Genomic DNA, 26,378 nt, shown 5'->3' with positions numbered 1-26,378 from the left:
TACCGTTTAACGGCCGAGCATCTTCACCCAGCGCGACGGCGGGATGCCGAAGGTGCTTCGAAACTGCCGGGTCATGTGGCTCTGGTCGGTGAAGCCGGCGATCAGCGCGGCATCCACCAATGAGGCTCTGGAGGCGGCTCAGCATTTCTGTAGGAGCGAGCTTGCTCGCGAAAAACTCAAATGCACCGCGTTTATCCTGGATAAACACGGCGTTCTCAGGTTCTTCGCGAGCAAGCTCGCTCCTACCGTTTAACGGCCGAGCATCTTCACCCAGCGCGACGGCGGGATGCCGAAGGTGCTGCGAAACTGTCGGGTCATGTGACTCTGGTCGGTGAAGCCGGCGATCAGCGCGGCATCCACCAATGAGGCTCTGGAGGCGGCTCAGCATTTCTGTAGGAGCGAGCTTGCTCGCGAAAAACTCAAATGCACCGCGTTTATCCTGGATAAACACGGCGTTCTCAGGTTCTTCGCGAGCAAGCTCGCTCCTACCGTTTAGCGGCCGAGCATCTTCACCCAGCGCGACGGCGGGATGCCGAAGGTGCTGCGAAACTGCCGGGTCATGTGGCTCTGGTCGGTGAAGCCGGCGATCAGCGCGGCATCCACCAATGAGGCTCTGGAGGCGGCTCAGCATTTCTGTAGGAGCGAGCTTGCTCGCGAAGAACTCAAATGCACCGCGTTTATCCTGGATAAACACGGCGTTCTCAGGTTCTTCGCGAGCAAGCTCGCTCCTACCGTTTAACGGCCGAGCATCTTCACCCAGCGCGACGGCGGGATGCCGTAGGTGCTGCGAAACTGCCGGGTCATGTGGCTCTGGTCGGTGAAGCCGGCGATCAGCGCGGCATCCACCAATGACTGGCCCTGACCCAGTAAATTGCGCACAAGATCCAGGCGGCGCATGGTCAGGTAGCGATAGGGACTGGTGCCGAACAGCAGGCGGAAATCCCGCGACAGGGCCCAGCGATCCCGCCCGCAATGCGCGGCCATTTCATCCAGGGTGATGCTGCGCCCCAAGGCGCTGTGGATAAACTCACGGGCGCGTTCGGCGGCCTGGTAATCAAAGGTCTTGCGACAGACGCTGATGCCCGAGGCATTGTTCAGCGCATGGGCCAGGTCGAACAGCGCGTCCTGCTCCTGCATCGGGTCCAGCGGGCAGTCGAGTTGCTGCACAAAGGCCTGGCAGGCCCGGTGCAGCCATGGGTCGTTGGACAGCCCATTGTGGATAAACGGCAACGGCTTGCCGCCGAGAATCTGCTGGATCAGCGCCGGCTCCACATAAATCATCCGGTACTTGAAGCCTTCCTCACTGCCGGCCCAGCCGTCGTGGACTTCGTCCGGATGGATCACCATGGTCGTGCCCGGCAGGCTGTGGGTCTGGCTGCCGCGATAATGAAAGCTCTGCACGCCGAACAGGGTATGGCCAATGGCGTAGGTGTCGTGGCGATGAGGGTCGAAGCCAAACCCGGAAAAATACGCCTCGATCCGCTCCAGGCCGCTGGCATGGGGCGCCCGGTGCAGCCAGTCGATGTTCGCGGTGAGTTTGCCCATGGGATGTTTTTCGAAAGATGTCGGATGGAGTTACGTTAACTGAGTCTGGGGCGGCTGTCTGCCGGGGTCTTGTACGATTGTGCGTGGTTGCAAAGGTGGCTAATGGCTGACGGCTCATGGTAATAAACCTTACTTTTACAGTGAGGCCGGGTCATGAGTCAGTTGCGGGTAGGTATTATTTTTGGTGGGCGTTCGGCCGAGCATGAGGTGTCGTTGCAGTCGGCACGTAACATCGTCGACGCCCTTGACCGCACGCGTTTTGAGCCGGTGTTGATCGGTATCGACAAGGCCGGCCATTGGCACCTGAACGACACCTCTAACTTCCTGCTCAACCAGGAAAACCCGGCGCTGATCGCTCTCAACCAGTCCAACCGCGAATTGGCGGTGGTGCCGGGCAAGGCCAGCCAGCAACTGGTGGAAACCTCGGGCCAGAGTCTGCTGGAGCACGTCGATGTGATCTTCCCCATCGTCCACGGCACCCTCGGCGAAGACGGTTGCCTGCAAGGTTTGCTGCGCATGGCGGACTTGCCGTTCGTGGGTTCCGACGTGCTGGGTTCGGCGGTGTGCATGGACAAGGACATCAGCAAACGCCTGCTGCGCGACGCCGGTATTGCCGTGGCGCCCTTTATCACCCTCAACCGTGGCAATGCGGCACGCACCACCTTCGACCAGGCGCGGCAAAAGCTGGGTTTGCCACTGTTTGTCAAACCGGCCAACCAAGGCTCCTCAGTGGGCGTGAGCAAGGTGGCTGACGAAACCGAGTATCTGGCCGCCATTGAACTGGCCCTGGGCTTCGATGAAAAAGTGTTGGTGGAGTCTGCCGTCAAAGGCCGGGAAATCGAATGCGCAGTGCTGGGCAACGAGCGTCCCATCGCCAGCGGCTGTGGCGAGATCGTGGTGCGTGACGGCTTCTATTCCTACGACAGCAAATACATCGACGACCAGGCTGCGCAAGTGCTGGTGCCTGCCGATATCCGTGTCGAAGACAGCGAGCGCATTCGCGCCCTGGCCGTTGAGGCCTTTGAAGTGCTGGGCTGCGCGGGCCTGGCACGGGTCGATGTGTTTCTTTGCGAGGACGGTGAAGTCTTGATCAATGAGGTCAACTCATTGCCCGGTTTTACCCGCATCAGCATGTACCCCAAGTTGTGGCAGGCGGCGGGGATGAGCTACAGCGAACTGGTCAGCCGCCTGATCGAACTGGCGCTGGAGCGGCATGGGTTGCGCAAGGGCTTGAAGATCAGCCGCTAAGCCTCAATCACCATCGCCGGCTTGCCGGCGATGGTGGTAATCCTGAGTCAGTCCCCCAGCGCCTCACCCTCACGCCGTGGATCCGCGCCACCACTCCACGTTGCCTTGCCCTGGGCATCCCGCACCCGCACGATGGCCTGGGTGCCGCTGGTCATGTCGATCTCGCTCAAGGCGTGCCCCCGATCCTTGAGTGCCGCTTTCAACTGTGCGCTGAACAGCCCTCGCTCCAATTCGGTCGCGCCGTTGCGGCTGCCGAAGTTGGGCAGGCTGATGGCGGCTTGCGGGTCGAGGTTCCAGTCGAGCATGCCCACCAGGGACTTGCTCACGTACTCGATGATCTGCGAGCCACCGGGTGAGCCGACTGTGGCCAGCAGCTCGCCACTTTGGCGGTCGAAGACCAGGGTCGGCGCCATGGATGAGCGTGGGCGTTTGCCCGGCTCGATACGGTTGGCCACTGGCTGGCCGTTTTCCTCGGGGATAAAGGAAAAGTCCGTCATCTGATTATTCAGCAGGAAACCCTGGACCATGACATGGGAACCGAATGCCGCCTCGATGGTGGTGGTCATTGATACCGCGCCGCCCTGGTCATCCACGGCCACCACTTGCGAGGTAGAGATGCGCAGCGGCGAGCGATCCGGTGCGTAGGCCACCTCAACCCCGCTCGGCTGGCCAGGCTTGGCCACGCCCATGCTGCGCTCACCGATCAATGCCGCGCGGCTGGCCAGGTAACCGGGGGCGACGAGGCCTGCGAGCGGTACCGGGACAAAGTCTGCATCAGCGACATATTGCGCACGGTCGGCGTAGGCCAGGCGATCGGCCTCGGCAATCAGATGCACCGCTTCGGGAGCAGGTTCCAGGCCGGCAGCTGTCGCGGTCTTCACGGGTTTGAGCGGTGCCAGGGCCCAGCGCGGGTCACGGGCTTCCAGGGCCTGCAAGGTGCCGAGGATCTGCGCAATGGCAACCCCGCCCGACGACGGCGGCGGCATGCCGCATACCTGCCAACGCTTGTAGTCGGTACACAGCGGTGCGCGCTCCTTGGCGCGGTAGCCTTTGAGGTCGCTCAGTGCAAGGCTGCCAGCGTTGCGGTGGCCCTGGACTTTGCGTGCAATTTCCTCGGCGATCGGGCCTTGGTAAAGCGCGTCGGGGCCCTCTTTGGCAATACGCTTGAGTACATTGGCCAGCGCCGGATTTTTCAGTACGGTGCCGGTGGCTTTCGGGCTGCCGTCGGCGTTGAGAAAGTACGCCGCCATGTCCGGCGACTGGCTGATATAGCGGTCGGCGGCGAGCAGGCTGTGCAGGCGCGGGGAAATCGCAAAGCCTTGCTCGGACAACTGGATCGCCGGCTCGAACAACTGGGCCCAGGGCAGGCGACCGCTCTGTTCGTGGGCCATTTTCAGTGCGCGCAATACACCGGGCGTGGCGACCGAGCGACCACCAATCTGCGCCTGGGCAAACGCCATCGGCGTGCCGTCGGCATTGAGCAGCAGGTCGGCCGTCGCACCGGCCGGTGCGGTTTCACGGCCGTCATAGGCCCGTACCTGCTTGCCATCCCACAGCATGATAAAGGCGCCACCGCCGATCCCCGAAGACTGCGGCTCCACCAGCGTCAGCACCGCTTGCATGGCGATGGCCGCATCAATCGCCGAGCCACCCTGGCGCAGGATGGTCCGCCCGGCCTCGGCCGCCAGCGGGTTGGCCGCAGCGGCCATATGGCGCTCGGCATGGCGTACGGTCATGTCGGTGCGATAACCCGACCCCAGCTCCGGCGCAGGAGGCAAGCCTGGGGTGCTGGCGCTGTGGCAGGCACTGAGGCTGAGGGCGGCGACGATCACCGAGAGGCTGGTAAGACGCTGCAAGCGTAGGGTGAAAAGCACGCGCTGAACTCCGTTCATTTTGAGAATGATCTGTTGTCCCTGGGGTGAGGTTTTGCGGGTAAATCGCACCTGGCAGATATCTGCGGGGAAGGAGGGCGGACACTAACAGCGGGGAGACAGGAGCGTCAAAAGTTGATGGGTAACAGAATCAATTTTGCACAAATCCCGTGCGAGGAAGGTCACGCTATTCATTATCAAGTGAATGATTGGCTTTTTTGTGAATATTTAGATGTCGACAAATAGCGTTAAATTGTAGATTTTCTAAGTATTTCAAGGCAAATAGAAGAAAATAATTCTGCTTTAAATGTATGGATTTGTTTCTGAATTGTAACAAATGCTTTTCTAAATGATAAGGATTTGCATTACACTCCGCAGCCTTTAGTGCTCCGTCTTGGTGCATATTGGCTTAACAAGGACTGTTTGCAATGAAGAATCCCCCCTACCTGTTCAGTTCTCTTTTCATGGCCTTCGGTGTGCTGAACGCCGCCCCGGCGTTGCAAGCGCAAGAGATTGGCGAGGTCGATAAACAGGCCGTCACCGAACTCGATACCTCGTTTGTCACCGCCACCGGCGGGGCCACGGACCTGCGGGATGCGCCGGCCAGCGTCAGTGTCATCACCCGTGAAGAAATCGAGCGCCAACCGGTGTACGACCTCAATACCCTGCTGCGGCGTGTGCCGGGTGTCACGGGGGGCTTCGGTCCGGTGGGGGAACAGTCGAAAATCAAACTGCGTGGCCTGGACGACAAGTACACCTTGGTCCTGGTGGACGGCAAGCGTCTGGGCGGTTCGGGGGACTTGAGCTATCGCCGTGACCTGGCACGCCAGGACCTGAACTGGATCACCCCGAACATGATTGAGCGCATCGAGATCGTGCGCGGCCCCATGTCTTCGTTGTACGGCTCGGATGCCATGGGCGGTGTGATCAACATCATCACGCGCAAGGTCTCGCGGACCTGGAGCGGTTCTGCCAACGTCAACACCACGATTCCCGAAGACTCCGACCGTGGCCAGACCACCCAGACCAGCCTCAACCTGTCCGGGCCATTGACCGAGTCCGTCGGCCTGCGCCTGGGCGCCAACCTGACCCGCCGCGCCGCCGATGAAGTCACGGCGCGCCTGGATAAGGATGGCGAGTTCATGTACGGCGACGGCGCTGGCGGCGCCAAGGACCACAGCGTCAACGCCTTGCTCGACTGGAAAATCAATGATGAGCAAAGCCTGTCGTTCGAGGCTGTGCATGGTGTCGAGCGGTCCTGGTCGAGCAAAAAGACCTTTGGTGACTGGGGCGAAACCATGGGTGCCGGCTTCGGCCCCGGCCGTTTGATTCGCGACAGCTATTCCGTGTCCCACACTGGGGACTGGAGTTTCGGTACCTCGAAAGTGGACCTGTACCTGAACAAGTTCAAGAACGACATCGACTGGGGCAAATCCAGCGCCGAAGAGAAAATCGCCGAGGGCAGCCTGAACATTCCGTTCAAACTCCTGCTTGACCAGCGCCTGACCGTGGGCGGGCAGTGGAAGCGTGAAGAACTGACCAACAGCGACACCCTGGGCACGGTGCCGGTGGACTATCAAGGTGTTGCGGTCTCCGGTTCGTCACTCAAGGGTGACTACTCGGCGGCGTTTATCGAAGATGAGTTGTACTTGCTCGATAACCTGGCCCTGACCCTGGGCAACCGTTTTGACCACAGTGAAGACTACGGCAACCACAACAGCCCGCGGGCGTACCTGGTCTACCATCCGCATCCGGACTGGACCGTACGCGGCGGTGTGTCCAAGGGCTTTCGTGCGCCCAGCCTGAAAGAGGGCAGCGCCGGTGCCGCCACCGAATCCGGCGGTCGCGGTTGTGGCTCGTTGAAACCTTTGGGTTATGTGAGCGGCAGTTGCTGGATGGCCGGTAACCCGAACTTGTCGCCAGAAACCAGCGTCAACAAGGAAATTGGCGTGTCCTTTGACCGTGACGGCTGGGAGGCCAGCCTGACCTACTTCCACACCGACTTCGAAGACAAGATCGAATACGCGCCACTGGGCCAGTTCCAGGGCCGCTGGTGGACCATGCTGGAAAACGTCGAAGAAGCGCGGACCCGTGGCTGGGAAGGTTCGGTTCGCGTCCCGCTGAGCGACTCCCTGGACTGGCGCACCAACGCCACCTACATGCTGGAGAGCAAAAACCTGTCCACCGGCGAAGACCTGATCAGCGCGCCCAAGCTGTCAGCCTTCAGTGCGCTCAACTGGCAAGTCACCGACTCACTCAACACCGAACTGTCGGCGCAGCATGTCGGCAAACAGCGTGGGGCAGGTAATGACTTCGTCAAGTCGTACACCACCTACGACCTGACGGCGAACCTGGCCGTGACCAAGTGGTTGACCTTGAATGGCGGTGTGCAGAACTTGCTGGATGAAGATGCACGTGATGGTTCGACGACGTTCTATGTGCCGGGCCGTGCGTTTTTTGCCGGGGCTACCACTTACTTTTGAGGTGTCGCCATGCCACGCGAGCCTCAGGGCTCGCGGGCGTTGCTAGAACAACTCGTCCAGTTGTTCGAAAAACTCTCGCTTTGCCGGCTTATCAGGTTCGCCCAGTCGGTCGAGAAAATCCTGTGCCGACTGCTCCGAAATATCTTCGCGGAGGTTGCGTTGTGCAAACGCGATGTCCAGCCAACGATCGGCGATCCCTCCGCGGCCCAGGTCGATGAAGTGCAGGCGGTCTTGAGTGTCGACGAACACATTGGTGTCACACAGGTCGCCATGGCTGAACACGGGGTCTTCCTTCGGCCGCGCGGCGTGCAGATGGGCCAGCAGTTGTTCGGGGCTGTTCAGGTCTGGCCACGGGTGCGGCTCGGGCTCTTGCGCGCACAGGTCATGCGCAAGCAGGTATTCCAACTCGTTCAGGCGCTGTGACACGCTTGAGTCGAAGGGGCAGCCGGCGATGGGGACACTCTGTAGCTGGCGCAGCGCCTCGTGAAACAGCGCCGACAGGGTGCCTGGCTCGTCGATACGCACCTGGATCGGTGCCCCCGGTACACAACGGGTGATCATGAATTCGCCGTCGGCGCTTTGCGCGATGACCGCCACCTCGGGCACACTCAGATGGCCATCTACCCATTGCAGTACACGGGCTTCGCGCAAGACGCTGTAGGTCGTGGGCGCGTAGATGGCTGCGCAGGTTTTAAGAAAGAAACGATCATTGCCCCGGGTAAAACTGAAGACATCGCAGGGCGACTCGCCGACGTCATCGGCAATCAACGGGGCATCACCGATAAATCGCGTGATGGTCCTGGGGAGTTCGAAAGGCACAGGCCTTGGCCTGGAAGACTGGGAGGGCACGCATCACCTTTTCTGAGGGGGTGGAGTGACGAGTATGAATCGACTCGGGTGTCGTAGACACCCTTTTGCCACTTCTCACCCAGTTTGCTAAAGGGCGAGTATGCGTTGTATCAGGTCGCGTAATACTCGGAACGATCGGAGATCAGATTATGGCGAACAGGGCTTTGGTGCCGGATCAAGAGCTATGGAGTGCATGGACGCCTGCCGAGTTGGCTGTTCGCCTGAAGGCTGTCTCGCTTCCATGGTGCGTTGTCGGTGGGTGGGCGCTTGATCTATGGCGCGGCGAAAAGACGCGGGAGCATGACGATATAGAGTTCACCATGTTGCGAGACGATTTCCCGGCATTCCGGCACGCGCTTGGCGATCTTGATATGTACACCGCGAAGAGCGGAGTGCTCACTTTTCTCCCCTTGGGCCATATCCCGGGACTAGACATTCATCAGGTGTGGTGTTTCGACCCCGTTGCTCAAGCCTGGCGGGTGGACATGATGATTGAATCAGGAAGCCCTGAAGTATGGGTTTACAAGCGTGATGGGGCTATCCGGTTTCCCCGTGCAGAAATGTTGTATTTGAGTCGTGAAGGCATCCCATATTTAAGGCCCGCAGCGATCCTCTTGTTCAAAGCCCAGCATGTGCGGCCCAAGGATGAAGAGGATTTTCACAAGACCTTGCCTACGCTGCCCGATGAGGAGGTGGCGTGGCTGAGGCAGCATTTGCTGAAGCTTCATCCGGGGCATCACTGGATAACCCCTTCATGACCGCTACAAGTATTCAGCCGACCTGGGGGCATAATTTGGCTGGCGTGTACCAGTGGGCTGTAGAGTCGATGTGAACGTGTTTTTGCTTTTCAGGCATGAAGGGCGTGTCAAGCGTGCCCAGTGCTATCGAAACCCAGTCGGCAAATTCGCCTTGAGACCGTGACCAGAACAACGTCGAACCACAGTGCGCGCAGAATTCGCGTAACACCGTCTCTGAGGATGCATAGGTTTTGATGCTAGTGGCGCCGCCAAGTATTCGTAGCGCGTTGCGGGGAACGCTGCCGTACGAAGCGAATGCTGCCCCGTGAGCTTTACGACACTGGCTGCAATGACAATGACTCACTGCTTTTGGTGTGGCAGATAGCTCGTAACTGACGGCTGCGCATAAGCAGCTTCCTTGGTACATCGCAGCCATACGCTCTTCCGTGCATGCGAAAAATATCAGCTTAACCGTCAGGGCCGGTCTAATCCCAGTCACAGATACGAGAGTTTTCAGCCATACAGGTGGGGCTAGGCGTCGAACTTCGACATCCCCCTAGTCCACGCTCAACCCCCACAACACATCCAGCACATGTTGTGTAGGCCGTTCGACGTCCCCGCCACGGTGAGCAATGCCCAGTTGGCGCCATAGTAAGGGCTGTAATGGTCGCATGACGATCCGGGTATCAGGCAATGGCGTGGAGGCTTCATGCGGCAACAACGTAGCACCATAACCGGCCGCCACTAGGCTTTTGATCGCGTCGTTGTAGTTCAGTTGAATGCGTGGCACGGGCAGCAGTCCTTCGCTGGCGAACCAGTCTGAGGTCAGGCGCGAGAGTCGAGTGGTGTTGTCATTCAGAATTAATCGCTGAGCGGCCAGCCAGCCAGGGGTCACAATATCCGGGCACTCCCAGCGAGCCGGCAGGAAAGCCATGACCGGGTCCCGCCGCCATGGCTCGATCCGCAATTGCTTCACTGGTGTCTGTGGCAGTGCGACCAGACCGATATCCAATGAGCCCTCGACAAGTCTCCCCAGTGTTTCCTGCGACGTGAGCACCGCAACTTGCACATCGATGGCGGGGTGTCTTTGGCCTAATGTTTCTAGGGCTTGTGGCAGTAACTGTGCGATAGCCCCTGTGGAAGCGCCCAGCCGCACACGCCCGGCCAAGCCTAGTACCTGACGCTCCACGTCCTCAAGGGCCTGCTCCGCATCCGCCAACAGGCGCCGCGCACGGGCCACCAATGTTTCTCCAATCGCCGAGGGCTGTACACGCCCACGCGTGCGCGATAACAGCTTGCCGCCAACCCGCGACTCCAAGTCGGCAATATGCAAACTGACCGTAGGTGGCGCGAGGTGCAGTGCCCGAGCCGCTTCGGCAAACGAGCCCAGATCGGCAATGGCAACCAGCGTGCGCAGTCGGTCCAGGCTGATTTCGCGCATACGTCATTCCTTGTTCAGAAAAACTTAACTTCATCGTTTGGAAATTCAACTTTTCCTATCTTAGCTCGTCACTGAAGATTGGAGCTCCTGATTTCCTATACCGAGCGCATTCCATGGCAAGTCCTCTTATATTTATTGATGGCGACCAAGGCACCACCGGTTTGCAAATTCAGCAACGCCTATCCAACCGGAGTGATCTGCGCCTGATGACACTCAGCCCCGAACACCGCAAGGATCCGCAACATCGCGCCGAAATGATCAACGCCTGCGATATCGCGATTCTTTGTTTGCCTGATCAAGCCGCGCGCGACGCTGTAATGAGCATCGAAAACCCCGCCGTTCGGGTGATCGATGCGAGTTCGGCACACCGCACTGATCCAGACTGGACTTATGGTTTTGCGCAGATGAGCCCGCAGCAGGCCAAACAAATCGCCACGGCGCGGCGGGTCAGTAATCCAGGTTGCTATCCCACGGGAGCGATAGGGCTGCTGCGGCCATTGCTAGAGGCCGGGTTGCTGCCCAGGGATTACCCCGTAAACATTCATGCGGTATCGGGATATTCCGGAAAAGGGCGCGTCGGAGTGCAAGAGCATGAGGGCGAGTACGCATCACAAGCGCTCGCATATCAGGTTTATGGTCTGGGGCTGGCGCACAAACATGTTCCTGAGATTCAGCAGCAAAGCGGTTTGACGCAGCGGCCGATGTTTGTGCCGGCCTATGGGGCTTTTCGGCAGGGGATCGTACTTACCATACCGTTACAGCTTCGGCTGTTGGCGCCGGGCGTGAACGCGGTGCAGTTGCATGCATGCCTTATGCAGCACTACCGCGATACCGAGCATGTGCAGGTGATGTCGATGCAGGAGGCCAGAGCGTTGACCTACCTTGATCCCCAGGCGCTTAACGGGACGGACAGTTTGCGTTTGGTGGTGTGTGAAAATGATGAGGCGGGGCAGGTTCTGTTGGCTGCCGTGTTTGACAATCTTGGGAAGGGCGCAGCTGGAGCGGCGGTGCAGAACCTGGACTTGATGATTGCAGGAGTATGACGTCGACTAACATTGGCTCTCAGGTGCGGGATGATCCGTTGCTGAATATTTCTCGCCCGCTAGCTACAGAGCCCGTCCAGAACCCAGACAGTTAAGGGGCTGGCGCTCACATATTTCTTACTAGAGCAACGCTATGATGCTCTCCCGTATGCAGTGAGCCTGATAGGACGATCGATTATGAATGTGAGTGTCCTCTATGCATTAGCTGCTGCGGCGTTGTTTGGCGCCAGTACTCCGCTCGCCAAGCTATTGGGTGTGGATACTCCGCCCATTCTGTTGGCAGGACTGCTCTACCTGGGTAGCGGACTCGGCCTGGCCATTGTTCGTTTTGCTCGCGATCAACGCTGGCAACGGCCCGGGATTCCTGCTGGAGAGTGGCCCTGGTTGATTGGCGCCATTGTCTTTGGGGGTGTACTTGCTCCCGTGGCTCTCATGTACGGTCTCACTCGGACGGCGGGAGCCACGGCGTCGCTGATGCTCAATCTTGAGTCGGTCCTCACAGCAGTGCTGGCGTGGGTCGTGTTCAAAGAGAACGCAGATCGCCGTATCGTTATCGGCATGATCGCTATTGTTTTGGGTGGGATTGTTCTGTCGTGGCCGCAAGGGCGGGTGACGACTCACGATTGGACTGGGCCGCTGGCCGTGGCTTTCGCCTGCCTCTGTTGGGCCATCGACAATAACCTGACCCGCAAGGTCTCTGCCTCCGATGCGCTTTTTATAGCGGGGAGCAAAGGCTTGGTCGCGGGCGTGGCCAATTGCTGTTTGGCGTTTGCCATTGGGTCACAACTGCCAGCCTTGGCGACGTTAGGGCCAATCATGATGCTTGGGTTTCTTGGATATGGCGTGAGTTTGGTGTTGTTCGTTCTTGCCCTCCGGGGGCTTGGAAGCGCGCGCACCGGCGCATATTTTTCCACTGCTCCCTTCCTCGGCGCGGTCATCTCGATCCTAATCTTGGGCGAGTCGGTATCGCTGATGTTCTTGCTTGCTGCTGCATTGATGGCCATCGGTGTCTGGATTCACTTGATGGAAAATCATGCTCACGAGCATCAGCATGATCCCCTCAAACACGGCCATCGCCATACACACGACGAGCACCACCAACATGAGCACAGCTTTGAGTGGGACGGTACTGAACCGCATAGTCATCCGCATGAGCACGCACCGATCCAGCATAGCCATGCTCATTTCCCCGATATACATCACCGGCACAAACACTGATCTGGCTTTAGTGGGTCACTGATCCCGCAGACTGCAGGCGACGGTCAGTTCAGTATCGGAAAGGGGGCGGCGTTTTATCTCGGATCGCTTCATTTGGGCTTAGGGGGATGCAAGGAGAGATAGCCAGAAACAAGAAAGCCCGCACGAGGCGGGCTTCTTGAGGTGATTCATAGACTGCTGTAGACATCTATGGATCGGTACTTGGTGGCTACACAGGGACTTGAACCCCGGACCCCAGCATTATGAATGCTATGCTCTAACCAACTGAGCTATGTAGCCAAGTGGCGCGCATTATTCGCTCAGAACGAAGAAGCGTCAAGCGCTTTTTTTGAAAATTTATCTACGCTATCAACTGTTTAAGCAAAAATACCGGGTGAGGCGACCAGTGGCTGGGGGTTTGCCCAGTTCCCCGGGCCGCGAAGATCTGAGTGTGGGAGCGGGCTTGCTCGCGAAGGCGGTGGGTCAGTCAACTCATGTATTGGCTGATCCACCGCCTTCGCGAGCAAGCCCGCTCCCACATTTGATCTGTGGTGTTCTACCGTCGGCGTACTAGGTTGCGCGCGGGTGCAGGCAGGTGATCGAGCGGTCGACCATGGCCTTGGCGATTTCCAGCAGGTGCCACACGACGAGGACTTTGGCGCGTTCGGTGCTTTGCAGGTGCTCGCCACAGTCCATGGCGGTGGCCGAGGCGCTGTGCAGCAGGTCGGCGGTGTAGAGCAAGGCGTCTTCGAAGCTGATGTCGTCGCTGACGGTGTAGACGTGAGGTGACGGTTGCGGTGGGTCGGTGGGTAAGTAGTGGTCGAGCGCGCGGTTGAAGGCGGCGCGGTCTTTGGCTTGGTCACGGGGTGGGTCGGGGACAATCTTGAACATGGCATGGCTCCTGATTAATTTGGAGCCGACGCCCTTCGCGACTAAACGAATGGGTGGCGGCTGTACGCAGGTTAGTCGACCGGTTAATCAGGAACCCGGCGCACCCGGAGGTGCCCTGCGCACAGCCACCATGAAACCTCATGAGACCATGCGCCTGATATAAGTCCGGGCGACTAAACCCGATCACTGAAAACCAGTGACGGACCGAAGACTAGCCACCGACCCCACCAGGCACAAGGCCGAAAGATTCTCTAGGAAACGTCCCTCAAATTAAAGGGATTCATCTTGCTGGCCCTTTACAAGGCATGACCGCTGCATCGATTCATCTACTCGTTAGCCTCCTAACGGGATAGCCTTCCTGCCCCATTAAGTGGCACATTGTCACACCTGCACCTGTGCATCCATCTGCTGTACGGAAACGTTCCTCATGGCTCTTACCAATTCCCAGCCTTCAGTGGCTACGACACCGGCCGCCGGGCAATCGAGCCCCTTGGTCATGTCGATCATCGGCGCCGTGGCGCTGGCGCACTTGATCAATGACCTGATCCAGGCGGTGTTGCCCTCGATCTATCCGATGCTCAAGGAAAGTTATGGCCTGACCTTTACCCAGGTCGGCCTGATTACCCTGACGTTCCAGCTCACGGCCTCGTTGCTCCAGCCGTGGGTGGGGTATTACACCGATCGCCATCCCAAGCCATTCCTGCTGCCCTGCGGGATGATCTGTACGCTGATCGGCATTCTGATGATGTCCCAGGTCGGCAGTTTCCCGCTGATTCTGCTGGCGGCGGCGCTGATCGGCATTGGCTCCTCGACCTTCCACCCGGAGGCGTCCCGCGTGGCGCGCCTGGCGTCTGGTGGGCGCTATGGCCTGGCGCAGTCGACCTTCCAGGTGGGCGGCAACGCAGGTTCGGCATTTGGCCCGTTGCTGGCGGCGGCGATCATCATTCCGTTTGGCCAGGGCAATGTCGCCTGGTTCGGTTTGTTCGCGGTGTTTGCCTTGGGGGTGCTGTATGCAATCAGCCGCTGGTACCGCAACCATTTGAACCTGTTCAAGCTCAAGCAGGGCCAGGCCGCCACCCATGGCCTGTCGAAAAACCGCGTACTGGGGGCGCTGGTGGTGCTGGGGCTGTTGGTGTTTTCCAAATATTTCTACATGGCCAGCTTCACCAGTTACTTCACCTTTTACCTGATCGAGAAGTTCGACCTGTCGGTGGCCAGTTCCCAGTTGCATCTGTTCCTGTTCCTTGGGGCGGTGGCGGCGGGGACGTTCTTTGGTGGGCCGATTGGCGACAAAATCGGCCGTAAGGCGGTGATCTGGTTCTCGATCCTCGGCGTTGCGCCGTTCACTCTGCTGCTGCCCCATGTCGATCTGTTCTGGACCAGTGTGCTCAGTGTGGTGATCGGTTTTATCCTGGCCTCGGCGTTCTCGGCGATTGTGGTGTACGCGCAGGAATTGGTGCCAGGCAACGTAGGGATGATCGCCGGGGTGTTCTTCGGCCTGATGTTCGGTTTTGGCGGTATTGGCGCGGCGTTGCTGGGCTATCTGGCAGATATCCACGGCATTGAGTACGTGTATACGCTGTGCTCGTTCCTGCCGCTGCTCGGGGTGCTGGCGATTCTGTTGCCACGTTCGAAAAAAGCCTGAAGCCGGGAGGGTAGCCCTATCCCTGGGCGATCCTCTCCTACTGGAACGGGTGAGATTTTGTCGCGCGTTTCAACTGCTCCCGTGCCCGTGACAGGCGGGAGCGGACGGTGCCAATCGGGATTGCCAGGGCATCGGCGGTGTCCTGGTAGCTGCCGTCGGTTTCCAGTGAGGCATACAAGGTGTTGCGCATTTCCAGCGGCAGGTGCTGGATCGCATTGAGGGTGTTTTCCAGTCGGCGGCTGATCTCGAATTGGCGCGCCAGGTCCTGCTCTTCGTTCTGTCCATGGGACAGTGATTCGTCGAATTCGCAATGCACCGGCTTGGCATAGAGACGGCGAAAGTGATTGCGGATCAGATTTAGTGCGATCCCGCACATCCAGGTGCTCAGTGACGCTTGTGCGCTGAAGTGATGCCGGTTGCGCCACGCCTCCAGGTACGTCAGTTGCAGGATATCGTCCGCATCCTCTGGGTTCAGTACGCGTTTATGAATGAACCTGCGCAGGCGTTTGTGGTGGTCGTCGGACAGATCTTGGATGGATTGGCTAGGGTCACGTGGAAGGTTAACTAAAACACTGATAGGGATATCCATGATTTTTCCTCAGGGTATAAGCAGTCGAAATGGTTTCGACGAGAACCCTGTTAGCACCGCTTGTGCCAAACGGAAATTATCGATATCTATTTGAAAAATATAAGGAAATATCTTGTTTTAGGTGTTTTTTTTGCAATGACTTGCACAAAGCACCATGGGTTTGTGCCGTTATTTTCATCATTCATACGAAGAGGATGAAGATGGAACCGTATCGAGCGTTCCAGCCACACAAGGATACGAATCTCTTGTTATGGCATTCCCATGAAAGTCGATCCCAACCTTGATGTGCAAACCCCCGCGCCGCTGAATCAACCGGCACCTGCCCGGATTGAAAGTGGGCCGGCAACTCAGATAAGCCCCCCCGTAGCTGATGACCTCAGTGCGCTGTTCACCCAAGAAGTCGAACTCAACACCAGGGCGCTGGGTCAGCGGCAACTGGGTTTGCGCACACCACCGGCCGAGCAGTTGACTCAACTCTATGAGCAGTTGGGGCATCCAGCCCAGGCGAAAATGGCGACCATCGCCCGTAATGTCAGGGTGCAACTGCTGCTCGGCGCCGGCGTCGGCAAGATGATGGATATCACCGGCAATGACCCTGCACGGGCTTATGTGGTGCTCAAGCACGTGGCGCTTCAGTCGGATGCTGAGGGGCGTACCGCAGAGGCGACCCTGGCACGCAGTTCCCTGGCTGACCTGGAGGCCCATTACAAGCCGCAGATCCAGGCAGGCCTGAACACCGCGTTGGCGCTGCAGGCGGGCAGTGATGATCCGCATCTGCGCCAGGCTGTGCGCAGCATGTATTACACCAGCGTGGTCACGACCCAATCGCTGGCGACCCTGATGCAGTCATTGCTGGGGCTGTTCGGTGAAGGAGACTTCGCGTCCGGGTTGAAGTTGATCCGCCGGGCCCTGGCCGATGATATTGCCGCGCAGACCTCGTCAGTCGACCGGGGCCAGTTGCGTACCTTGCTGTTGGGCCTCAACGACTGCAGTCGATTGAGTGGCGTGCTCTCGCGTTGTAAGGAACTGATCGGGCAGTCCCTTCTTTTGTACCCCGAACTGCACCTGGATCCGGTGGGCTTGTTGCAGCGCTTGCTGGGGTATGCGGCCAGCGGTCTTACGCCCCATGAAGTCAAGCACCTGGCCAGGGACTTGGGGGGAGATGAGCAGGCTCACCAGTTGAGCTCCCTCAGCGCTTTTTTCCCGGAGCTCAAGGCCCTGCCCCTGGCCTGGTGGAGTGATGCAAGACGGCGCGAAGAGGCGCTGAACAGCTACAAGCAGGTGTTGTTTGAATACGCTACGCAGGAGCGAGGCTCGCGGCACACCCACACTTGGCCGGGAATCAAGGCATGAGTGCCTTGCGGGCAATCAACGCGGTGCTGTTGAAAGTTGCACAACGCGCCGAGGTGCTGGGCGCGGTGGTGGTCATGGCCATTGTGTTTATCTTTATCGTGCCGTTGCCCACCTGGCTGGTGGATATCCTGATTGCTCTCAATATTTGTATCTCGTGCCTGTTGATCGTGCTGGCGTTGTACTTGCCGGGACCTTTGGCTTTTTCCTCGTTCCCGTCGATTCTGCTGCTGACCACGATGTTTCGCCTGGCGTTGTCGATTGCAACAACGCGCCTGATCCTGCTGGAGCAGGACGCCGGTGACATAGTCGAGGCGTTCGGCAACTTTGTGGTGGGTGGCAATCTGGCAGTGGGTTTGGTGATTTTCATGATCCTGACCCTGGTCAACTTCCTGGTGATCACCAAGGGTTCGGAGCGGGTCGCGGAAGTGGCGGCGCGCTTTAGCCTGGACGCGATGCCCGGCAAGCAAATGTCCATCGACAGCGACCTGCGCGCCGGCCTGATCGATGGTAACCAGGCCCGGGACAAGCGTGAGCAACTGTCGCGCGAAAGCCAGTTGTTCGGGGCAATGGACGGGGCGATGAAGTTCGTCAAGGGTGACGCCATCGCAGGGCTGATCATTGTGGTGATCAACTTGCTCGGTGGTTTTGCCACCGGCATGTTCCAGCATGGCATGAGTGCAGGCGACTCGATGGCGTTGTACTCGGTGCTGACCATCGGTGATGGCCTGATCGCGCAGATTCCGGCCCTGCTGATCTCGCTGACGGCCGGCATGATCATCACCCGTGTGGCCCCGTCCGGCCGCAATAAAGGCAGCAACAATATGGGCGCCGAGATTGCCCGGCAGATGACCAGCGAACCCAAGAGCTGGATGATTGCGTCGGTGGGCATGCTCGCTTTCGCGGCGCTGCCGGGGATGCCCACGGTGGTGTTTATCCTTATTTCGCTGATGACCGGCAGCCTGGGTTACTACCTGATGCGCCAGCGTCAGCGTGAGGAAAAAACGCAGGAGCCTGTCGCCGATAGCGTCCCGCCAGAGCAGAACGGGGTGGAGGACCTGCGTGGTTTTGACCCGTCGCGGCCGTACCTGATGCAGTTCCCAGTAGCCCTGCAGGATAGCCCGCTGGTGTCGGAAGTCATCCACGGGGTACGCCAGAGCCGCAATAGCCTGGTCACCCAGATTGGCTTGACGCTACCGCCGTTTGAAGTCGAGTTCGCGCCTGCGTTGGCCGACGATGAGTTTCGCTTCTGTGTGCATGAAGTACCCATGTTGAAGGCCACGCTCGGCCATTGGGTGGGCGTGGAGCTTGCGGCACTGCCGGACGAGCCTGAAGGCGGGAGCAGGGGCCTGGCTGAGCGCGACGAACAGGACTGGGTGTGGTTTATGCCCGAAGACCCCGTGCTTGCCGATGAACACCTGGCGCGCTCGACGGCGTACAGCTTGCTTTTGGAGCGGATGACGCGGGCGATGTTGCTCAGCGGCCCGCAGTTCCTCGGGATCCAGGAGAGCAAGGCGATTCTCAGTTGGCTGGAATTCAACCAGCCGGAGTTGGTGCAGGAACTGCAACGGATCATGCCGCTTTCGCGGTTTTCGTCGGTGTTGCAGCGCCTGGCTGGTGAAGGCGTACCACTACGGGCCGTGCGGCTGATTGTCGAGGCACTGATCGAGCACGGCCAGCATGAGCGTGAACCGGATGCCCTGGCCGACTATGCGCGCATTGCCCTCAAGTCGCAGATCCTTTACCAGTACAGCGAAGCCGACGGTCTGCATGCCTGGCTGTTGTCTCCGCATACCGAAAACGTGTTGCGCGATGCCCTGCGCCAGACCCAGACGGGGGTGTTTTTTTCCCTGGATAACGAAAGCAGTGCAGCGCTGATCAGCCTGCTCAAGCAAGCCTTTGCCGTGCGCCCCAAGAGCAAAAGCGTGTTGCTGGTGGCGCAGGATTTGCGTAGCCCCCTGCGCACTTTGCTGTTGGAGGAATTCAACCATGTGCCGGTCCTGTCGTTCGCCGAGTTGAGTGCTTCGTCCAAGGTCAAGGTGATGGGGCGCTTTGATCTTGCCCAGGACAATCTGTTGCGTGAGGAGGTGGCATGAGGCGGTTATGGGGGCTGGCACAGAGTCCTGAGCGGGGCGTTTTCGTTGTAGCGGTAATGAGGCCAGGCGATGTTTGAGCTACGAGTGCTGGATGGTTCGCGCCAGGGGGCGGCGTTGCCGTTGTTTGGCGGGCAATGGAGTATTGGTGCGCATCCGGATGCCGACCTTTCGCTGTATGACGAGGGGATTGCCGAGCGCCACGTGGTGTTGCGGTGTATCGAGCAGCGCTGGTCGGTGCAGGCTCAAGAGGGGTTGGTGCGGGCCAATGACGGTCAGCTCCTGGCACAGATTGCCGACCTGGCACTGGACGTGCCTTTTTCGATTGGCAGTATTCGACTGTGCGTCACCCTGGCCGACCAGCCTTGGCCGCAAGCCCCGGTTGTCGCGCCCATTGCTCCACCGGTCAGGCCGGTCAATGAAGCGGTACCGACGCTGATGTTGTCCTCGATATCCGGGACGCAACAGAAACGGTTGATCAGCCTGGTGGTGGTCATCGCGGTCATCATCATGGCGGTGGGCCTGGCCACGACGGGAGAGCACGAGGCCCAGGCGTCGTTGATGCCGGTGCCAAGTCAGAAAAACGAGCTGGACTCACCCTACGAAGTCCGCCAACAGTTGCTGAAAATGCTCAACGAGCGTGAGTTGGGGAATCGGATTCGCCTGCAGGTGATCAATGGCCAGGTGACGCTCGACGGGGATGTTGCCCAAGAGGAGGTGGGACTGGTGTCGCGCATGCTCAGTCGTTTTGGCGAGCAGTTCGATACTCCCGTGCCGGTGATCAGCCGGGTCAAGGAACGTAGCGCTGTGTTCCCTTTCAAGATTCTGCAGATCGTCGGTGGGCCCAATGGCCATGTCGTCCTGGATGAAGGCAGCCGGCTGTTTGTCGGGGATGAAGTGGATGGCTTGCGACTGGTCCTGATTGATAACAGCAAAGTGGTGTTCGACGGTGTACAGCGCTATGAGGTGCGCTGGTGAGTGCCGACCTGCAGGCACGCCTGGAGGCCTGGCAGCAGGACCGATCACAGGCGCTGGCCAGTTTTGCGCCGGTCTCGGTGCGTGGACGTATCCAGCGTGTCAACGGCATGTTGCTGCAATGCCGTTTGCCTCACGCGCGTATCGGCGATTTGTGCCAGGTTGAAAAGTCCACCGGCGATTACATGCTGGCCGAGATCATCGGTTTCGATCAGCAGGACGCGGTGCTCAGTGCCTTGGGCAATCTTGAAGGCGTGCGGGTGGGTGCCAGTGTCGAGCAGTTGGGCGTATCACACCGGGTGCGTGTCAGTGATGACCTGTTGGGCCAGGTGCTGGACGGCTTTGGTCGCCCGATAACGGGAGAGGGGGCCAGCGCCTTTGTCGAGGCGCACGCCGAGGATACCAGCCTGGTGTTGTGCGAGGCGCCCTTGCCCACCGAGCGGCCCCGGATCCACCGGGCACTGGCCACCGGGGTACGTTCGATCGATGGTCTGCTGACCTTGGGCGAAGGCCAGCGTGTTGGCCTGTTTGCGGGCGCCGGTTGCGGCAAGACCACCTTGCTCGCGGAGATCGCCCGTAACGTTGACTGTGATGTGATTGTGTTCGGCCTGATTGGTGAGCGAGGCCGCGAGTTGCGCGAGTTTCTCGATCACGAATTGGATGAGCAACTGCGGGCCAAGGCGGTGCTGGTGTGTGCGACGTCCGACCGCTCAAGCATGGAGCGCGCCCGTGCAGCCTTCACCGCGACGGCATTGGCCGAAGGTTACCGTCGCAAGGGCAAGCGGGTCCTGCTGTTGATCGACTCCCTGACCCGTTTTGCCCGGGCCCAGCGTGAGATCGGCCTGGCGGCCGGCGAACCACTGGGGCGCGGCGGTCTGCCGCCTTCGGTGTACAGCTTGCTGCCGCGCCTGGTGGAGCGTGCCGGGTTGACCCGCGAGGGGGTGATCACGGCGATCTATACCGTGCTTATCGAGCAGGACTCCATGAGTGATCCCGTGGCCGATGAAGTGCGCTCGTTGCTCGATGGACATATCGTTTTGTCGCGCAAGTTGGCTGAGCGCGGCCACTACCCGGCGGTGGATGTACTGGCCAGCCTTTCACGGATTCTGAGCAACGTCGCCGAGCCTGTGCATATCCAGGCCGGCACAGCACTGCGCCGCTTGTTATCGGCGTACCAGCAGATTGAATTGATGCTCAAGCTGGGGGAATACCAGCCCGGCAGCGATGCCCTGACTGACCTGGCGGTGGACAGTCGCCAGGCGGTGGATGGGTTTCTGCGCCAGGACTTGCGCGAGCCCGCGCCGATGTCCATGACCCTCGACCAACTGATGAGCCTGACCACCCATGTCCCTTTCTGAAATCGACACCTTGCGGCGCCTGCGTCGGCATCGGGCGGACCGTGCCGAGCGTACGTTGCGTGAGGCCAAGCGGCACCAGCAAGCCTTGTTGGCAAAAATCCAGCAGGCTCAGGAAGAGCTTGAGCAAACCCGCCTGCAGGAAATCCAGAAAACCGCAGAGCTGTTGGAGAAGCACCAGGGGCAGGTGCTCTCGTTGTCCCAGCTCAAGGCCTGGGGGACCCAGGAGCGCAGCTTGTCCGCCGGGACCCGGCGCGAAGAAGGGCAGTTGCATGAACTGCATGGCCAGCGGGAGAAACAGGTGGTGCATATCGCCAGTGCGCAGAAACAAGTGAGCCAATGCCTGCGGGAGGTCGAGAAACTACAGGAGTTGTCCGTTTTATTGGCGCAGGAAGAGACACAGGAAGACATATGACGCAAGTCCAAGCAAGCAAGCCCGAACGCCCGCGTCCGCGTGAGCCGCGAGCGGAACAGGAACCTGCACTGTCGGGTGTCGTGCCCTGGGAGCAGGGGCGGTTATTTGCTCAACTGCTGGACAGTGATGCCGAGGGTGCAGGCTACGGCACTTCTGCGTCGGGAGCCGGGGGGGCAGCCGATACCTTGATGATCGAGGCGATGACGGCGCAATTGGTACCCCGGATCCACGGGAGTGCGCAATGGCCTCTGCAGGCGATGCTTTATCTGCCGCGCCTGGGGCGGATCAACGCCAGTGTGCGACGTGAGCAGGGTATGTGGCACATCGAGCTGGCGGCGGAGCAAGAGCTTGCCGCGCGTTGGTTGGGGGGCGTGCGGCAAGGCTGCCAGGACCGTTTGGCCGAGGCTCTGGGCCAGCCTGTCGAGCTGCATCTGGTCCATGTGGGCGCGGCATGATCATGCCTGCTCTCGCTATACCTTTGGTCAAAAGTGCCACGGTTGCGGCACGCCTGCGTCTGGGGCGAGGCTTGCGCATGCCGTTTCAGGTGGCAGACCAGCACGGTGAGCTGCTGCTTGAGCCTGGGCGTGCGCCCAGGAGCGCCGCCCCTCTGTACTTCGAAAGCGCCTGTGGGCTGTTGGCCTTCAGCGAGCCAGGGCCCATGTTCAGCCTGCTGGGGGAGTGCCCGGTGACGCTGGCAGATACAGGTAATGATCCGGACTCTTGGTTCTGGGAGCTGTTTCAACATCATTTGAGCCCTCAGGTTCGAGCACTGTTTGGCTACCTGCGGCTAAGGGCATCCCCTGGAAAGCTGAATTTCGGTTGTCGGCTCACGGTGACGTTGGGAGCCTCCAGGGTGGTGGGGTACCTGTTACTGGCGCCCGAGAGTTTGTTGGGACTGTGTGATGCGGGGCGCTGGCAACCGACAGCCTTGCCATTGCCGTCCTCGTTTCAACTGACGGTTGCCGTGACGTTGGGACGCTTGCAGCTAGCCCTGAGCCAGGTTCGCAGCCTGCGCGCCGGTGACGTAGTGATGCTGGAGCAGGCCTTTTTTGACGTGCAGGGCAGCGGTCGGTTGCGGATAGGAAAGCATCGCCTGCATGGGCGCATTGACGATGAATCGGGGCCGGTGCTCCTGACACTTATATCTATCGAGGAAACGTCTGTGGACGAGGATCTTTCAGCACAACACTACTCGGGGTATGAAGAGCATGACCTTGATGAGCCTGTAGTAGATGTTTTTGGCCATGAGCCTTTCGATGAGTTGAGCATGGCCTTGAATGTGCGCTGTGGAACGCTGAACCTGACCCTCGGGGAACTGCGCAATCTTGCCCCCGGCGCGGTGTTGAGCATCTCGGGCTACGCCCCCGGCATGGCAGGGCTCTACTATGGTGATCGGCCGATTGGCCAGGGCCAGTTGGTCGAGATGGATGGACGCCTGGGCTTGCAGTTGTCCCGTGTGATTTTCGCACGATGACATTCCAGGGGGTTGAACCTCTTATTCTGGCGCTTTTCATCGCCGCATTGGCATTGATGCCGATGTTGTTGATCGTGTGTACGGCCTTTTTGAAAATCATCATTGTGCTGATGATCACCCGTAACGCCATTGGCGTGCAGCAAGTGCCACCCAGTATGGCGCTGAACGGCATCGCGCTGGCGGCGACCCTGTTTATCATGGCGCCGGTGGGGTATGCCATCGCCCAGAATATCGAGCAAGCACCGGTGGACCTGAGTAGCGTGCAACGCCTCCAGGAGACGGGGCTTGTGGCCATACAGCCGTTGCGCCTGTTCATGACCCGCAACACCGACCCGGACATCCTCACCCATCTCGTGGAAAACACGGCGCGCATGTGGCCGCCGGAGACGGCGCAGAACGCCCACCGCGACGATCTCATGCTGCTGATTCCGGCTTATGTGATTTCGCAATTGCAGGCCGGGTTCGAGATCGGCTTCCTGATCTATATCCCGTTCATCGTCATCGACCTGATTGTCTCCAACCTGCTGCTGGCCCTGGGCATGCAGATGGTCTCGCCGATGACCATTTCCCTGCCGCTCAAGTTGCTGCTGTTTGTATTGGTTTCCGGGTGGTCGCGGCTGCTCGACAGTCTGTTCCTTTCCTATCTGTGAGTGGCTTATGGAACCGATCGTACTGTTCAAGCAAGGCATGCTGCTGGTGGTGGTGCTCTCGGCGCCACCGTTGATCGTCGCGGTGATCGTTGGGGTGATGACATCCCTGGTGCAGGCCCTGATGCAGATACAGGACCAGACGTTGCCCTTCGGGATCAAGCTGGTGGCCGTTGGTATCACCCTGATTCTGACTGGGCGCTGGATTGGCGTGGAGTTGATCCAGCTGATCAATATGACATTCGACATGATTGCCCGCTCGGCACTGAACTGAGGAACGACGCGTGCTTCTTTACCTTGAGTTTTTGCCCAGCTTGTTGATCAGCATGGCGCGTATCTATCCGTGCATGTTCCTGGTGCCGGCGTTTTGTTTCCAGCATGTGCGCGGGATGACCCGGCACACGGTCGTGATGGTCGTGGCCTTGTTCCCCACGCCCGGCATTCATGCTGCATTGATGGGCAAGGATTACTCTGCGCTGATGCTCGGCGGGCTGGTTTTCAAGGAGATGGCCCTGGGGTTCTTGTTGGGGGTTTTGCTGTTCATGCCGTTCTGGATGGTCGAGTCGGTAGGCGCGTTGCTCGATAATCAGCGTGGAGCCTTGGCGGGCGGGCAACTCAACCCCTCGCTGGGGCCGGATGCGACACCGGTCGGGCATTTGTTCAAGCAGTTGGCGATTTTTCTATTGATAACAACCTTCGGGCTGGGCGCGTTGACGCAGGTTATCTGGGACAGCTATCTGATCTGGCCACCCACCGCTTGGGTGCCACTGCCAGCGGTCAACGGCTTCAGTGTGTTCCTGGGCCTGCTTGGCGATACCTTCGTGCACATGATGCTCTACGCGGCACCGTTTATTGCGGTGTTGTTGCTGCTGGAATTCGGCTTTGCCTTGCTCGGGCTCTACAGCCCGCAGTTGCAGGTTTCTACCCTGGCAATGCCGGCCAAGAGCCTGGCTGGGTTGGCTTTTCTGCTGCTGTATTTCCCGCTGTTGGAGGATTTGATCGCTGGGCGCATGGGTTTGCTGATGGACCTTAAACATTTCCTTGGCCTGATGTTTCGGGGCCCGGGGCAATGAGTGATTCGGGCGAGAAAAAACACGCGGCGACCCCCAAGAAACTCAAGGACCAACGCAAGAAAGGCCAGGTTGCGCAAAGCCAGGACGTGGCCAAACTGCTGGTGCTCACTGCGATCAGCGAGATCGCCTTGTTCACCGCCGAAACCAGTATGCAACGCTTCCAACAATTGATGGCGCTGCCTTTTTCGCGCATGGGCCAGCCGTTTATCCGCGCCCTGGAAGAAGTGCTGATGGACGGCCTGATCGTGTTTTTCTCGTTCGGCCTGCTGATGTGTGGGGTGGCGATCGTGGTAAAGCTGATGAGCAGTTGGATGCAGTTCGGCTTGCTGTTTGCCCCGGAAAGCCTGAAGCCGGATTTCAACCGCCTCAACCCGCTCAACCAACTCAAGCAGATGTTTTCCGCCCAGTCTGTGATCAACCTGCTGATGGGGCTGGGCAAGGCATTGCTGCTCTCGCTGATCCTGTATGTGGTCATCACCCCTTCATTGCAGGTGCTGATCAACCTGGCCACCAGCGATCTGCAGAGCTATATCGTGGCGCTGATCGCCTTGTTCCGCCACTTGCTGCATGCCTGCCTGGGGTTGCTGCTGGTGCTCGCGCTGATCGATTTGTCCATGCAGAAGTATTTCTTTGCCAAGCGCATGCGCATGACCCAGGTGGAGGTGGTCAAGGAGTACAAGGACATGGAGGGCGACCCTCACGTCAAGGGCCAGCGCCGCTCCCTGGCCTACCAACTCGCCCAGGAAGAGCCGAAGGTCAAACTGCCCAAGCTGGAAGAGTCCGACATGCTGGTGGTCAACCCGACGCACTTTGCCGTGGCGCTGTACTACAGGCCTGGCAAAACGCCTTTGCCGATGCTGGTGGACAAAGGCACGGACACCCAGGCCCGCAAATTGATTGGCCGGGCCAAGGCCGCCGACGTACCGGTGATCCAGTGTGTGTGGTTGGCGCGCATGTTGTATGAGCGAAAGTTGGGTGCGCCGATTCCGCGGGAGAGCTTGCAGGCGGTGGCGCTGATTTATCGCACCCTGCGTGAACTGGATGATGAGGCCAAGCGCCAGACCCTGGAGTTACCGGAGCTTGCGCGCCGCTAGGACACGCGATGTACATCCAGTGCATCGAGCATGGCCAGCGAGAGCATGCGACTGATGATGTCATCGAGCGCATGGACGTTTGGCGTCAATGCATGCCAGATCACCAGGCTACCCTTGGCATCCAGATAGACAAAACACCCATCGAACCCCCTTGCGTGGGCAAAGCGCCGTTCCAGCACTCGTTCCAACTGGCCGGCTTGCAATGCCTCTGGCGCAATCTGCAAGGCCAGGCCAAGCTTCTGGCCTGCATTCAAGCGGCACAGGCCAATCCCTGGGCACAGAGGCTGGTAAGCGACGTTGCCGCTCACCAGGTTGTCCAGAAATACCTGGCGACGCGAATCATCGTCGGGTAATCCCATGGCC

Annotated in this window: 25 protein-coding genes, 1 tRNA gene and 3 pseudogenes; 17 read left to right on the top strand and 12 right to left on the bottom strand. The window is 59.4% G+C overall.

What is annotated here, in order from left to right:
- Window positions 1–6: 6 nt before the first annotated feature.
- The 4 genes and pseudogenes from FJD34_RS23570 to FJD34_RS23555 all read right to left on the bottom strand — a co-directional run.
- Window positions 7–123, bottom strand: a pseudogene (locus FJD34_RS23570) (helix-turn-helix domain-containing protein); the annotation flags it as partial.
- Between the two features lie 126 nt (window positions 124–249).
- A pseudogene (locus FJD34_RS23565) lies at window positions 250–366 on the bottom strand (helix-turn-helix domain-containing protein); the annotation flags it as partial.
- 126 nt (window positions 367–492) lie between these two features.
- Window positions 493–609, bottom strand: a pseudogene (locus FJD34_RS23560) (helix-turn-helix domain-containing protein); the annotation flags it as partial.
- Window positions 610–735: 126 nt separating this feature from the next.
- Window positions 736–1,545: an AraC family transcriptional regulator gene (locus tag FJD34_RS23555; protein ID WP_090292983.1), complete on the bottom strand. Its 810-nt coding sequence runs from the start codon at window positions 1,543–1,545 to the stop codon at window positions 736–738.
- Window positions 1,546–1,698: 153 nt separating this feature from the next.
- On the opposite strand from FJD34_RS23555, the gene ddlA reads away from it, so the two are divergent.
- Complete coding sequence (ddlA, locus tag FJD34_RS23550; RefSeq protein ID WP_032859895.1) at window positions 1,699–2,793, top strand: D-alanine--D-alanine ligase; 1,095 nt, start codon at window positions 1,699–1,701, stop codon at window positions 2,791–2,793.
- A gap of 47 nt (window positions 2,794–2,840) precedes the next feature.
- On the opposite strand, the gene ggt is transcribed toward ddlA, so the two are convergent.
- Window positions 2,841–4,685 (bottom strand): gamma-glutamyltransferase, encoded by a 1,845-nt coding sequence (gene ggt, locus FJD34_RS23545; protein ID WP_090292984.1) that lies wholly within the window; start codon window positions 4,683–4,685, stop codon window positions 2,841–2,843.
- Window positions 4,686–5,092: 407 nt separating this feature from the next.
- On the opposite strand from ggt, the gene FJD34_RS23540 reads away from it, so the two are divergent.
- Window positions 5,093–7,147 (top strand): TonB-dependent receptor domain-containing protein, encoded by a 2,055-nt coding sequence (locus tag FJD34_RS23540; RefSeq protein WP_032859897.1) that lies wholly within the window; start codon window positions 5,093–5,095, stop codon window positions 7,145–7,147.
- A 42-nt stretch (window positions 7,148–7,189) separates the two neighbouring features.
- Here the strand turns inward: FJD34_RS23540 and FJD34_RS23535 are convergent, their stop codons facing one another.
- Complete coding sequence (locus FJD34_RS23535; protein ID WP_090292985.1) at window positions 7,190–7,966, bottom strand: APH(3') family aminoglycoside O-phosphotransferase; 777 nt, start codon at window positions 7,964–7,966, stop codon at window positions 7,190–7,192.
- Between the two features lie 179 nt (window positions 7,967–8,145).
- On the opposite strand from FJD34_RS23535, the gene FJD34_RS23530 reads away from it, so the two are divergent.
- Window positions 8,146–8,754 (top strand): nucleotidyltransferase domain-containing protein, encoded by a 609-nt coding sequence (locus tag FJD34_RS23530; protein WP_032859899.1) that lies wholly within the window; start codon window positions 8,146–8,148, stop codon window positions 8,752–8,754.
- Window positions 8,755–8,767: 13 nt separating this feature from the next.
- On the opposite strand, the gene FJD34_RS23525 is transcribed toward FJD34_RS23530, so the two are convergent.
- Window positions 8,768–9,169 carry a GFA family protein gene (locus tag FJD34_RS23525; protein WP_082445565.1) on the bottom strand — a complete coding sequence of 134 codons (402 nt, stop codon included), beginning with the start codon at window positions 9,167–9,169 and terminating at the stop codon, window positions 8,768–8,770.
- Between the two features lie 120 nt (window positions 9,170–9,289).
- Window positions 9,290–10,174 carry a LysR family transcriptional regulator gene (locus FJD34_RS23520; protein ID WP_065944323.1) on the bottom strand — a complete coding sequence of 295 codons (885 nt, stop codon included), beginning with the start codon at window positions 10,172–10,174 and terminating at the stop codon, window positions 9,290–9,292.
- A gap of 113 nt (window positions 10,175–10,287) precedes the next feature.
- On the opposite strand from FJD34_RS23520, the gene argC reads away from it, so the two are divergent.
- Window positions 10,288–11,217: an N-acetyl-gamma-glutamyl-phosphate reductase gene (gene argC / locus FJD34_RS23515; protein ID WP_065944322.1), complete on the top strand. Its 930-nt coding sequence runs from the start codon at window positions 10,288–10,290 to the stop codon at window positions 11,215–11,217.
- Window positions 11,218–11,394: 177 nt separating this feature from the next.
- Entirely contained in the window at window positions 11,395–12,435 is a 1,041-nt protein-coding gene (locus FJD34_RS23510; protein WP_090292990.1) for a DMT family transporter, read from the top strand.
- Window positions 12,436–12,637: 202 nt separating this feature from the next.
- Here the strand turns inward: FJD34_RS23510 and FJD34_RS23505 are convergent.
- Together FJD34_RS23505 and FJD34_RS23495 are read right to left on the bottom strand one after the other, a co-directional pair.
- A tRNA-Met gene (locus FJD34_RS23505) sits at window positions 12,638–12,714 on the bottom strand.
- A gap of 270 nt (window positions 12,715–12,984) precedes the next feature.
- Window positions 12,985–13,305 (bottom strand): DUF6124 family protein, encoded by a 321-nt coding sequence (locus FJD34_RS23495; RefSeq protein WP_090292992.1) that lies wholly within the window; start codon window positions 13,303–13,305, stop codon window positions 12,985–12,987.
- A 427-nt stretch (window positions 13,306–13,732) separates the two neighbouring features.
- On the opposite strand from FJD34_RS23495, the gene FJD34_RS23490 reads away from it, so the two are divergent.
- Window positions 13,733–14,950: an MFS transporter gene (locus FJD34_RS23490; RefSeq protein WP_032857819.1), complete on the top strand. Its 1,218-nt coding sequence runs from the start codon at window positions 13,733–13,735 to the stop codon at window positions 14,948–14,950.
- Between the two features lie 37 nt (window positions 14,951–14,987).
- Here FJD34_RS23490 and FJD34_RS23485 read toward each other — a convergent pair whose 3' ends face one another.
- The gene (locus FJD34_RS23485; protein WP_032857816.1) at window positions 14,988–15,539 is read right to left on the bottom strand and encodes an RNA polymerase sigma factor; all 552 of its coding nucleotides are present in this window, start codon (window positions 15,537–15,539) and stop codon (window positions 14,988–14,990) included.
- A 261-nt stretch (window positions 15,540–15,800) separates the two neighbouring features.
- On the opposite strand from FJD34_RS23485, the gene sctW reads away from it, so the two are divergent.
- From sctW to sctU, 11 genes are all read left to right on the top strand, one after another.
- On the top strand, window positions 15,801–16,892 hold the full coding sequence (sctW, locus tag FJD34_RS23480) for a type III secretion system gatekeeper subunit SctW (RefSeq protein WP_065944319.1): 1,092 nt from the start codon (window positions 15,801–15,803) through the stop codon (window positions 16,890–16,892).
- Window positions 16,889–18,985, top strand: coding sequence for a type III secretion system export apparatus subunit SctV (gene sctV, locus FJD34_RS23475; RefSeq protein WP_032857813.1), 2,097 nt, complete (start codon window positions 16,889–16,891; stop codon window positions 18,983–18,985). The genes sctW and sctV overlap by 4 nt, the downstream gene beginning before the upstream one ends.
- Window positions 18,986–19,054: 69 nt before the next feature.
- Complete coding sequence (locus tag FJD34_RS23470) at window positions 19,055–19,960, top strand: FHA domain-containing protein (RefSeq protein WP_032857811.1); 906 nt, start codon at window positions 19,055–19,057, stop codon at window positions 19,958–19,960.
- A complete protein-coding gene (locus tag FJD34_RS23465) occupies window positions 19,957–21,315 on the top strand; it encodes a FliI/YscN family ATPase (RefSeq protein ID WP_032857809.1) in 1,359 nt (452 codons plus the stop codon). Before FJD34_RS23470 ends, FJD34_RS23465 begins: the two co-directional genes overlap by 4 nt.
- Window positions 21,302–21,727, top strand: coding sequence for a type III secretion system stalk subunit SctO (gene sctO, locus FJD34_RS23460; protein ID WP_032857808.1), 426 nt, complete (start codon window positions 21,302–21,304; stop codon window positions 21,725–21,727). The genes FJD34_RS23465 and sctO overlap by 14 nt, the downstream gene beginning before the upstream one ends.
- Window positions 21,724–22,182 (top strand): type III secretion system HrpP C-terminal domain-containing protein, encoded by a 459-nt coding sequence (locus FJD34_RS23455; protein WP_065944317.1) that lies wholly within the window; start codon window positions 21,724–21,726, stop codon window positions 22,180–22,182. Before sctO ends, FJD34_RS23455 begins: the two co-directional genes overlap by 4 nt.
- Window positions 22,179–23,201 carry a FliM/FliN family flagellar motor switch protein gene (locus FJD34_RS23450; RefSeq protein ID WP_065944316.1) on the top strand — a complete coding sequence of 341 codons (1,023 nt, stop codon included), beginning with the start codon at window positions 22,179–22,181 and terminating at the stop codon, window positions 23,199–23,201. Before FJD34_RS23455 ends, FJD34_RS23450 begins: the two co-directional genes overlap by 4 nt.
- The gene (gene sctR, locus FJD34_RS23445) at window positions 23,198–23,851 is read left to right on the top strand and encodes a type III secretion system export apparatus subunit SctR (protein WP_090292994.1); all 654 of its coding nucleotides are present in this window, start codon (window positions 23,198–23,200) and stop codon (window positions 23,849–23,851) included. Before FJD34_RS23450 ends, sctR begins: the two co-directional genes overlap by 4 nt.
- A 7-nt stretch (window positions 23,852–23,858) precedes the next feature.
- On the top strand, window positions 23,859–24,122 hold the full coding sequence (gene sctS, locus FJD34_RS23440; protein ID WP_032857802.1) for a type III secretion system export apparatus subunit SctS: 264 nt from the start codon (window positions 23,859–23,861) through the stop codon (window positions 24,120–24,122).
- Between the two features lie 10 nt (window positions 24,123–24,132).
- Window positions 24,133–24,921: a type III secretion system export apparatus subunit SctT gene (gene sctT / locus FJD34_RS23435; RefSeq protein ID WP_065944315.1), complete on the top strand. Its 789-nt coding sequence runs from the start codon at window positions 24,133–24,135 to the stop codon at window positions 24,919–24,921.
- Window positions 24,918–26,015, top strand: a complete 1,098-nt coding sequence (gene sctU / locus FJD34_RS23430) for a type III secretion system export apparatus subunit SctU (RefSeq protein ID WP_065944314.1) — start codon at window positions 24,918–24,920, stop codon at window positions 26,013–26,015. Before sctT ends, sctU begins: the two co-directional genes overlap by 4 nt.
- Here sctU and FJD34_RS23425 read toward each other — a convergent pair.
- On the bottom strand, window positions 26,012–26,374 hold the full coding sequence (locus FJD34_RS23425) for a hypothetical protein (protein ID WP_032857798.1): 363 nt from the start codon (window positions 26,372–26,374) through the stop codon (window positions 26,012–26,014). The two genes, sctU and FJD34_RS23425, sit on opposite strands and share 4 nt — an antisense overlap.
- Window positions 26,375–26,378 lie beyond the last annotated feature (4 nt).

The sequence above is a fragment of the Pseudomonas brenneri genome (assembly GCF_007858285.1).
In the GTDB taxonomy this organism is placed as follows: Bacteria; Pseudomonadota; Gammaproteobacteria; order Pseudomonadales; family Pseudomonadaceae; genus Aquipseudomonas; species Aquipseudomonas brenneri.
Note: the sequence above shows the minus strand (reverse complement) of the source record. Positions and strands in the feature narration are given on the sequence as shown.

What these genes read in the sequence shown, in the direction of transcription:
- FJD34_RS23555 (WP_090292983.1), bottom strand. Translation starts at nt 1,545, where the DNA reads ATGGGCAAACTCACCGCGAACATCGACTGGCTGCACCGGGCGCCCCAT.
- ddlA (WP_032859895.1), top strand. Translation starts at nt 1,699, where the DNA reads ATGAGTCAGTTGCGGGTAGGTATTATTTTTGGTGGGCGTTCGGCCGAG.
- ggt (WP_090292984.1), bottom strand. Translation starts at nt 4,685, where the DNA reads ATGAACGGAGTTCAGCGCGTGCTTTTCACCCTACGCTTGCAGCGTCTT.
- FJD34_RS23540 (WP_032859897.1), top strand. Translation starts at nt 5,093, where the DNA reads ATGAAGAATCCCCCCTACCTGTTCAGTTCTCTTTTCATGGCCTTCGGT.
- FJD34_RS23530 (WP_032859899.1), top strand. Translation starts at nt 8,146, where the DNA reads ATGGCGAACAGGGCTTTGGTGCCGGATCAAGAGCTATGGAGTGCATGG.
- FJD34_RS23525 (WP_082445565.1), bottom strand. Translation starts at nt 9,169, where the DNA reads ATGGCTGCGATGTACCAAGGAAGCTGCTTATGCGCAGCCGTCAGTTAC.
- FJD34_RS23520 (WP_065944323.1), bottom strand. Translation starts at nt 10,174, where the DNA reads ATGCGCGAAATCAGCCTGGACCGACTGCGCACGCTGGTTGCCATTGCC.
- argC (WP_065944322.1), top strand. Translation starts at nt 10,288, where the DNA reads ATGGCAAGTCCTCTTATATTTATTGATGGCGACCAAGGCACCACCGGT.
- FJD34_RS23510 (WP_090292990.1), top strand. Translation starts at nt 11,395, where the DNA reads ATGAATGTGAGTGTCCTCTATGCATTAGCTGCTGCGGCGTTGTTTGGC.
- FJD34_RS23495 (WP_090292992.1), bottom strand. Translation starts at nt 13,305, where the DNA reads ATGTTCAAGATTGTCCCCGACCCACCCCGTGACCAAGCCAAAGACCGC.
- FJD34_RS23490 (WP_032857819.1), top strand. Translation starts at nt 13,733, where the DNA reads ATGGCTCTTACCAATTCCCAGCCTTCAGTGGCTACGACACCGGCCGCC.
- FJD34_RS23485 (WP_032857816.1), bottom strand. Translation starts at nt 15,539, where the DNA reads ATGGATATCCCTATCAGTGTTTTAGTTAACCTTCCACGTGACCCTAGC.
- sctW (WP_065944319.1), top strand. Translation starts at nt 15,801, where the DNA reads ATGAAAGTCGATCCCAACCTTGATGTGCAAACCCCCGCGCCGCTGAAT.
- sctV (WP_032857813.1), top strand. Translation starts at nt 16,889, where the DNA reads ATGAGTGCCTTGCGGGCAATCAACGCGGTGCTGTTGAAAGTTGCACAA.
- FJD34_RS23470 (WP_032857811.1), top strand. Translation starts at nt 19,055, where the DNA reads ATGTTTGAGCTACGAGTGCTGGATGGTTCGCGCCAGGGGGCGGCGTTG.
- sctO (WP_032857808.1), top strand. Translation starts at nt 21,302, where the DNA reads ATGTCCCTTTCTGAAATCGACACCTTGCGGCGCCTGCGTCGGCATCGG.
- FJD34_RS23455 (WP_065944317.1), top strand. Translation starts at nt 21,724, where the DNA reads ATGACGCAAGTCCAAGCAAGCAAGCCCGAACGCCCGCGTCCGCGTGAG.
- FJD34_RS23450 (WP_065944316.1), top strand. Translation starts at nt 22,179, where the DNA reads ATGATCATGCCTGCTCTCGCTATACCTTTGGTCAAAAGTGCCACGGTT.
- sctR (WP_090292994.1), top strand. Translation starts at nt 23,198, where the DNA reads ATGACATTCCAGGGGGTTGAACCTCTTATTCTGGCGCTTTTCATCGCC.
- sctS (WP_032857802.1), top strand. Translation starts at nt 23,859, where the DNA reads ATGGAACCGATCGTACTGTTCAAGCAAGGCATGCTGCTGGTGGTGGTG.
- sctU (WP_065944314.1), top strand. Translation starts at nt 24,918, where the DNA reads ATGAGTGATTCGGGCGAGAAAAAACACGCGGCGACCCCCAAGAAACTC.
- FJD34_RS23425 (WP_032857798.1), bottom strand. Translation starts at nt 26,374, where the DNA reads ATGGGATTACCCGACGATGATTCGCGTCGCCAGGTATTTCTGGACAAC.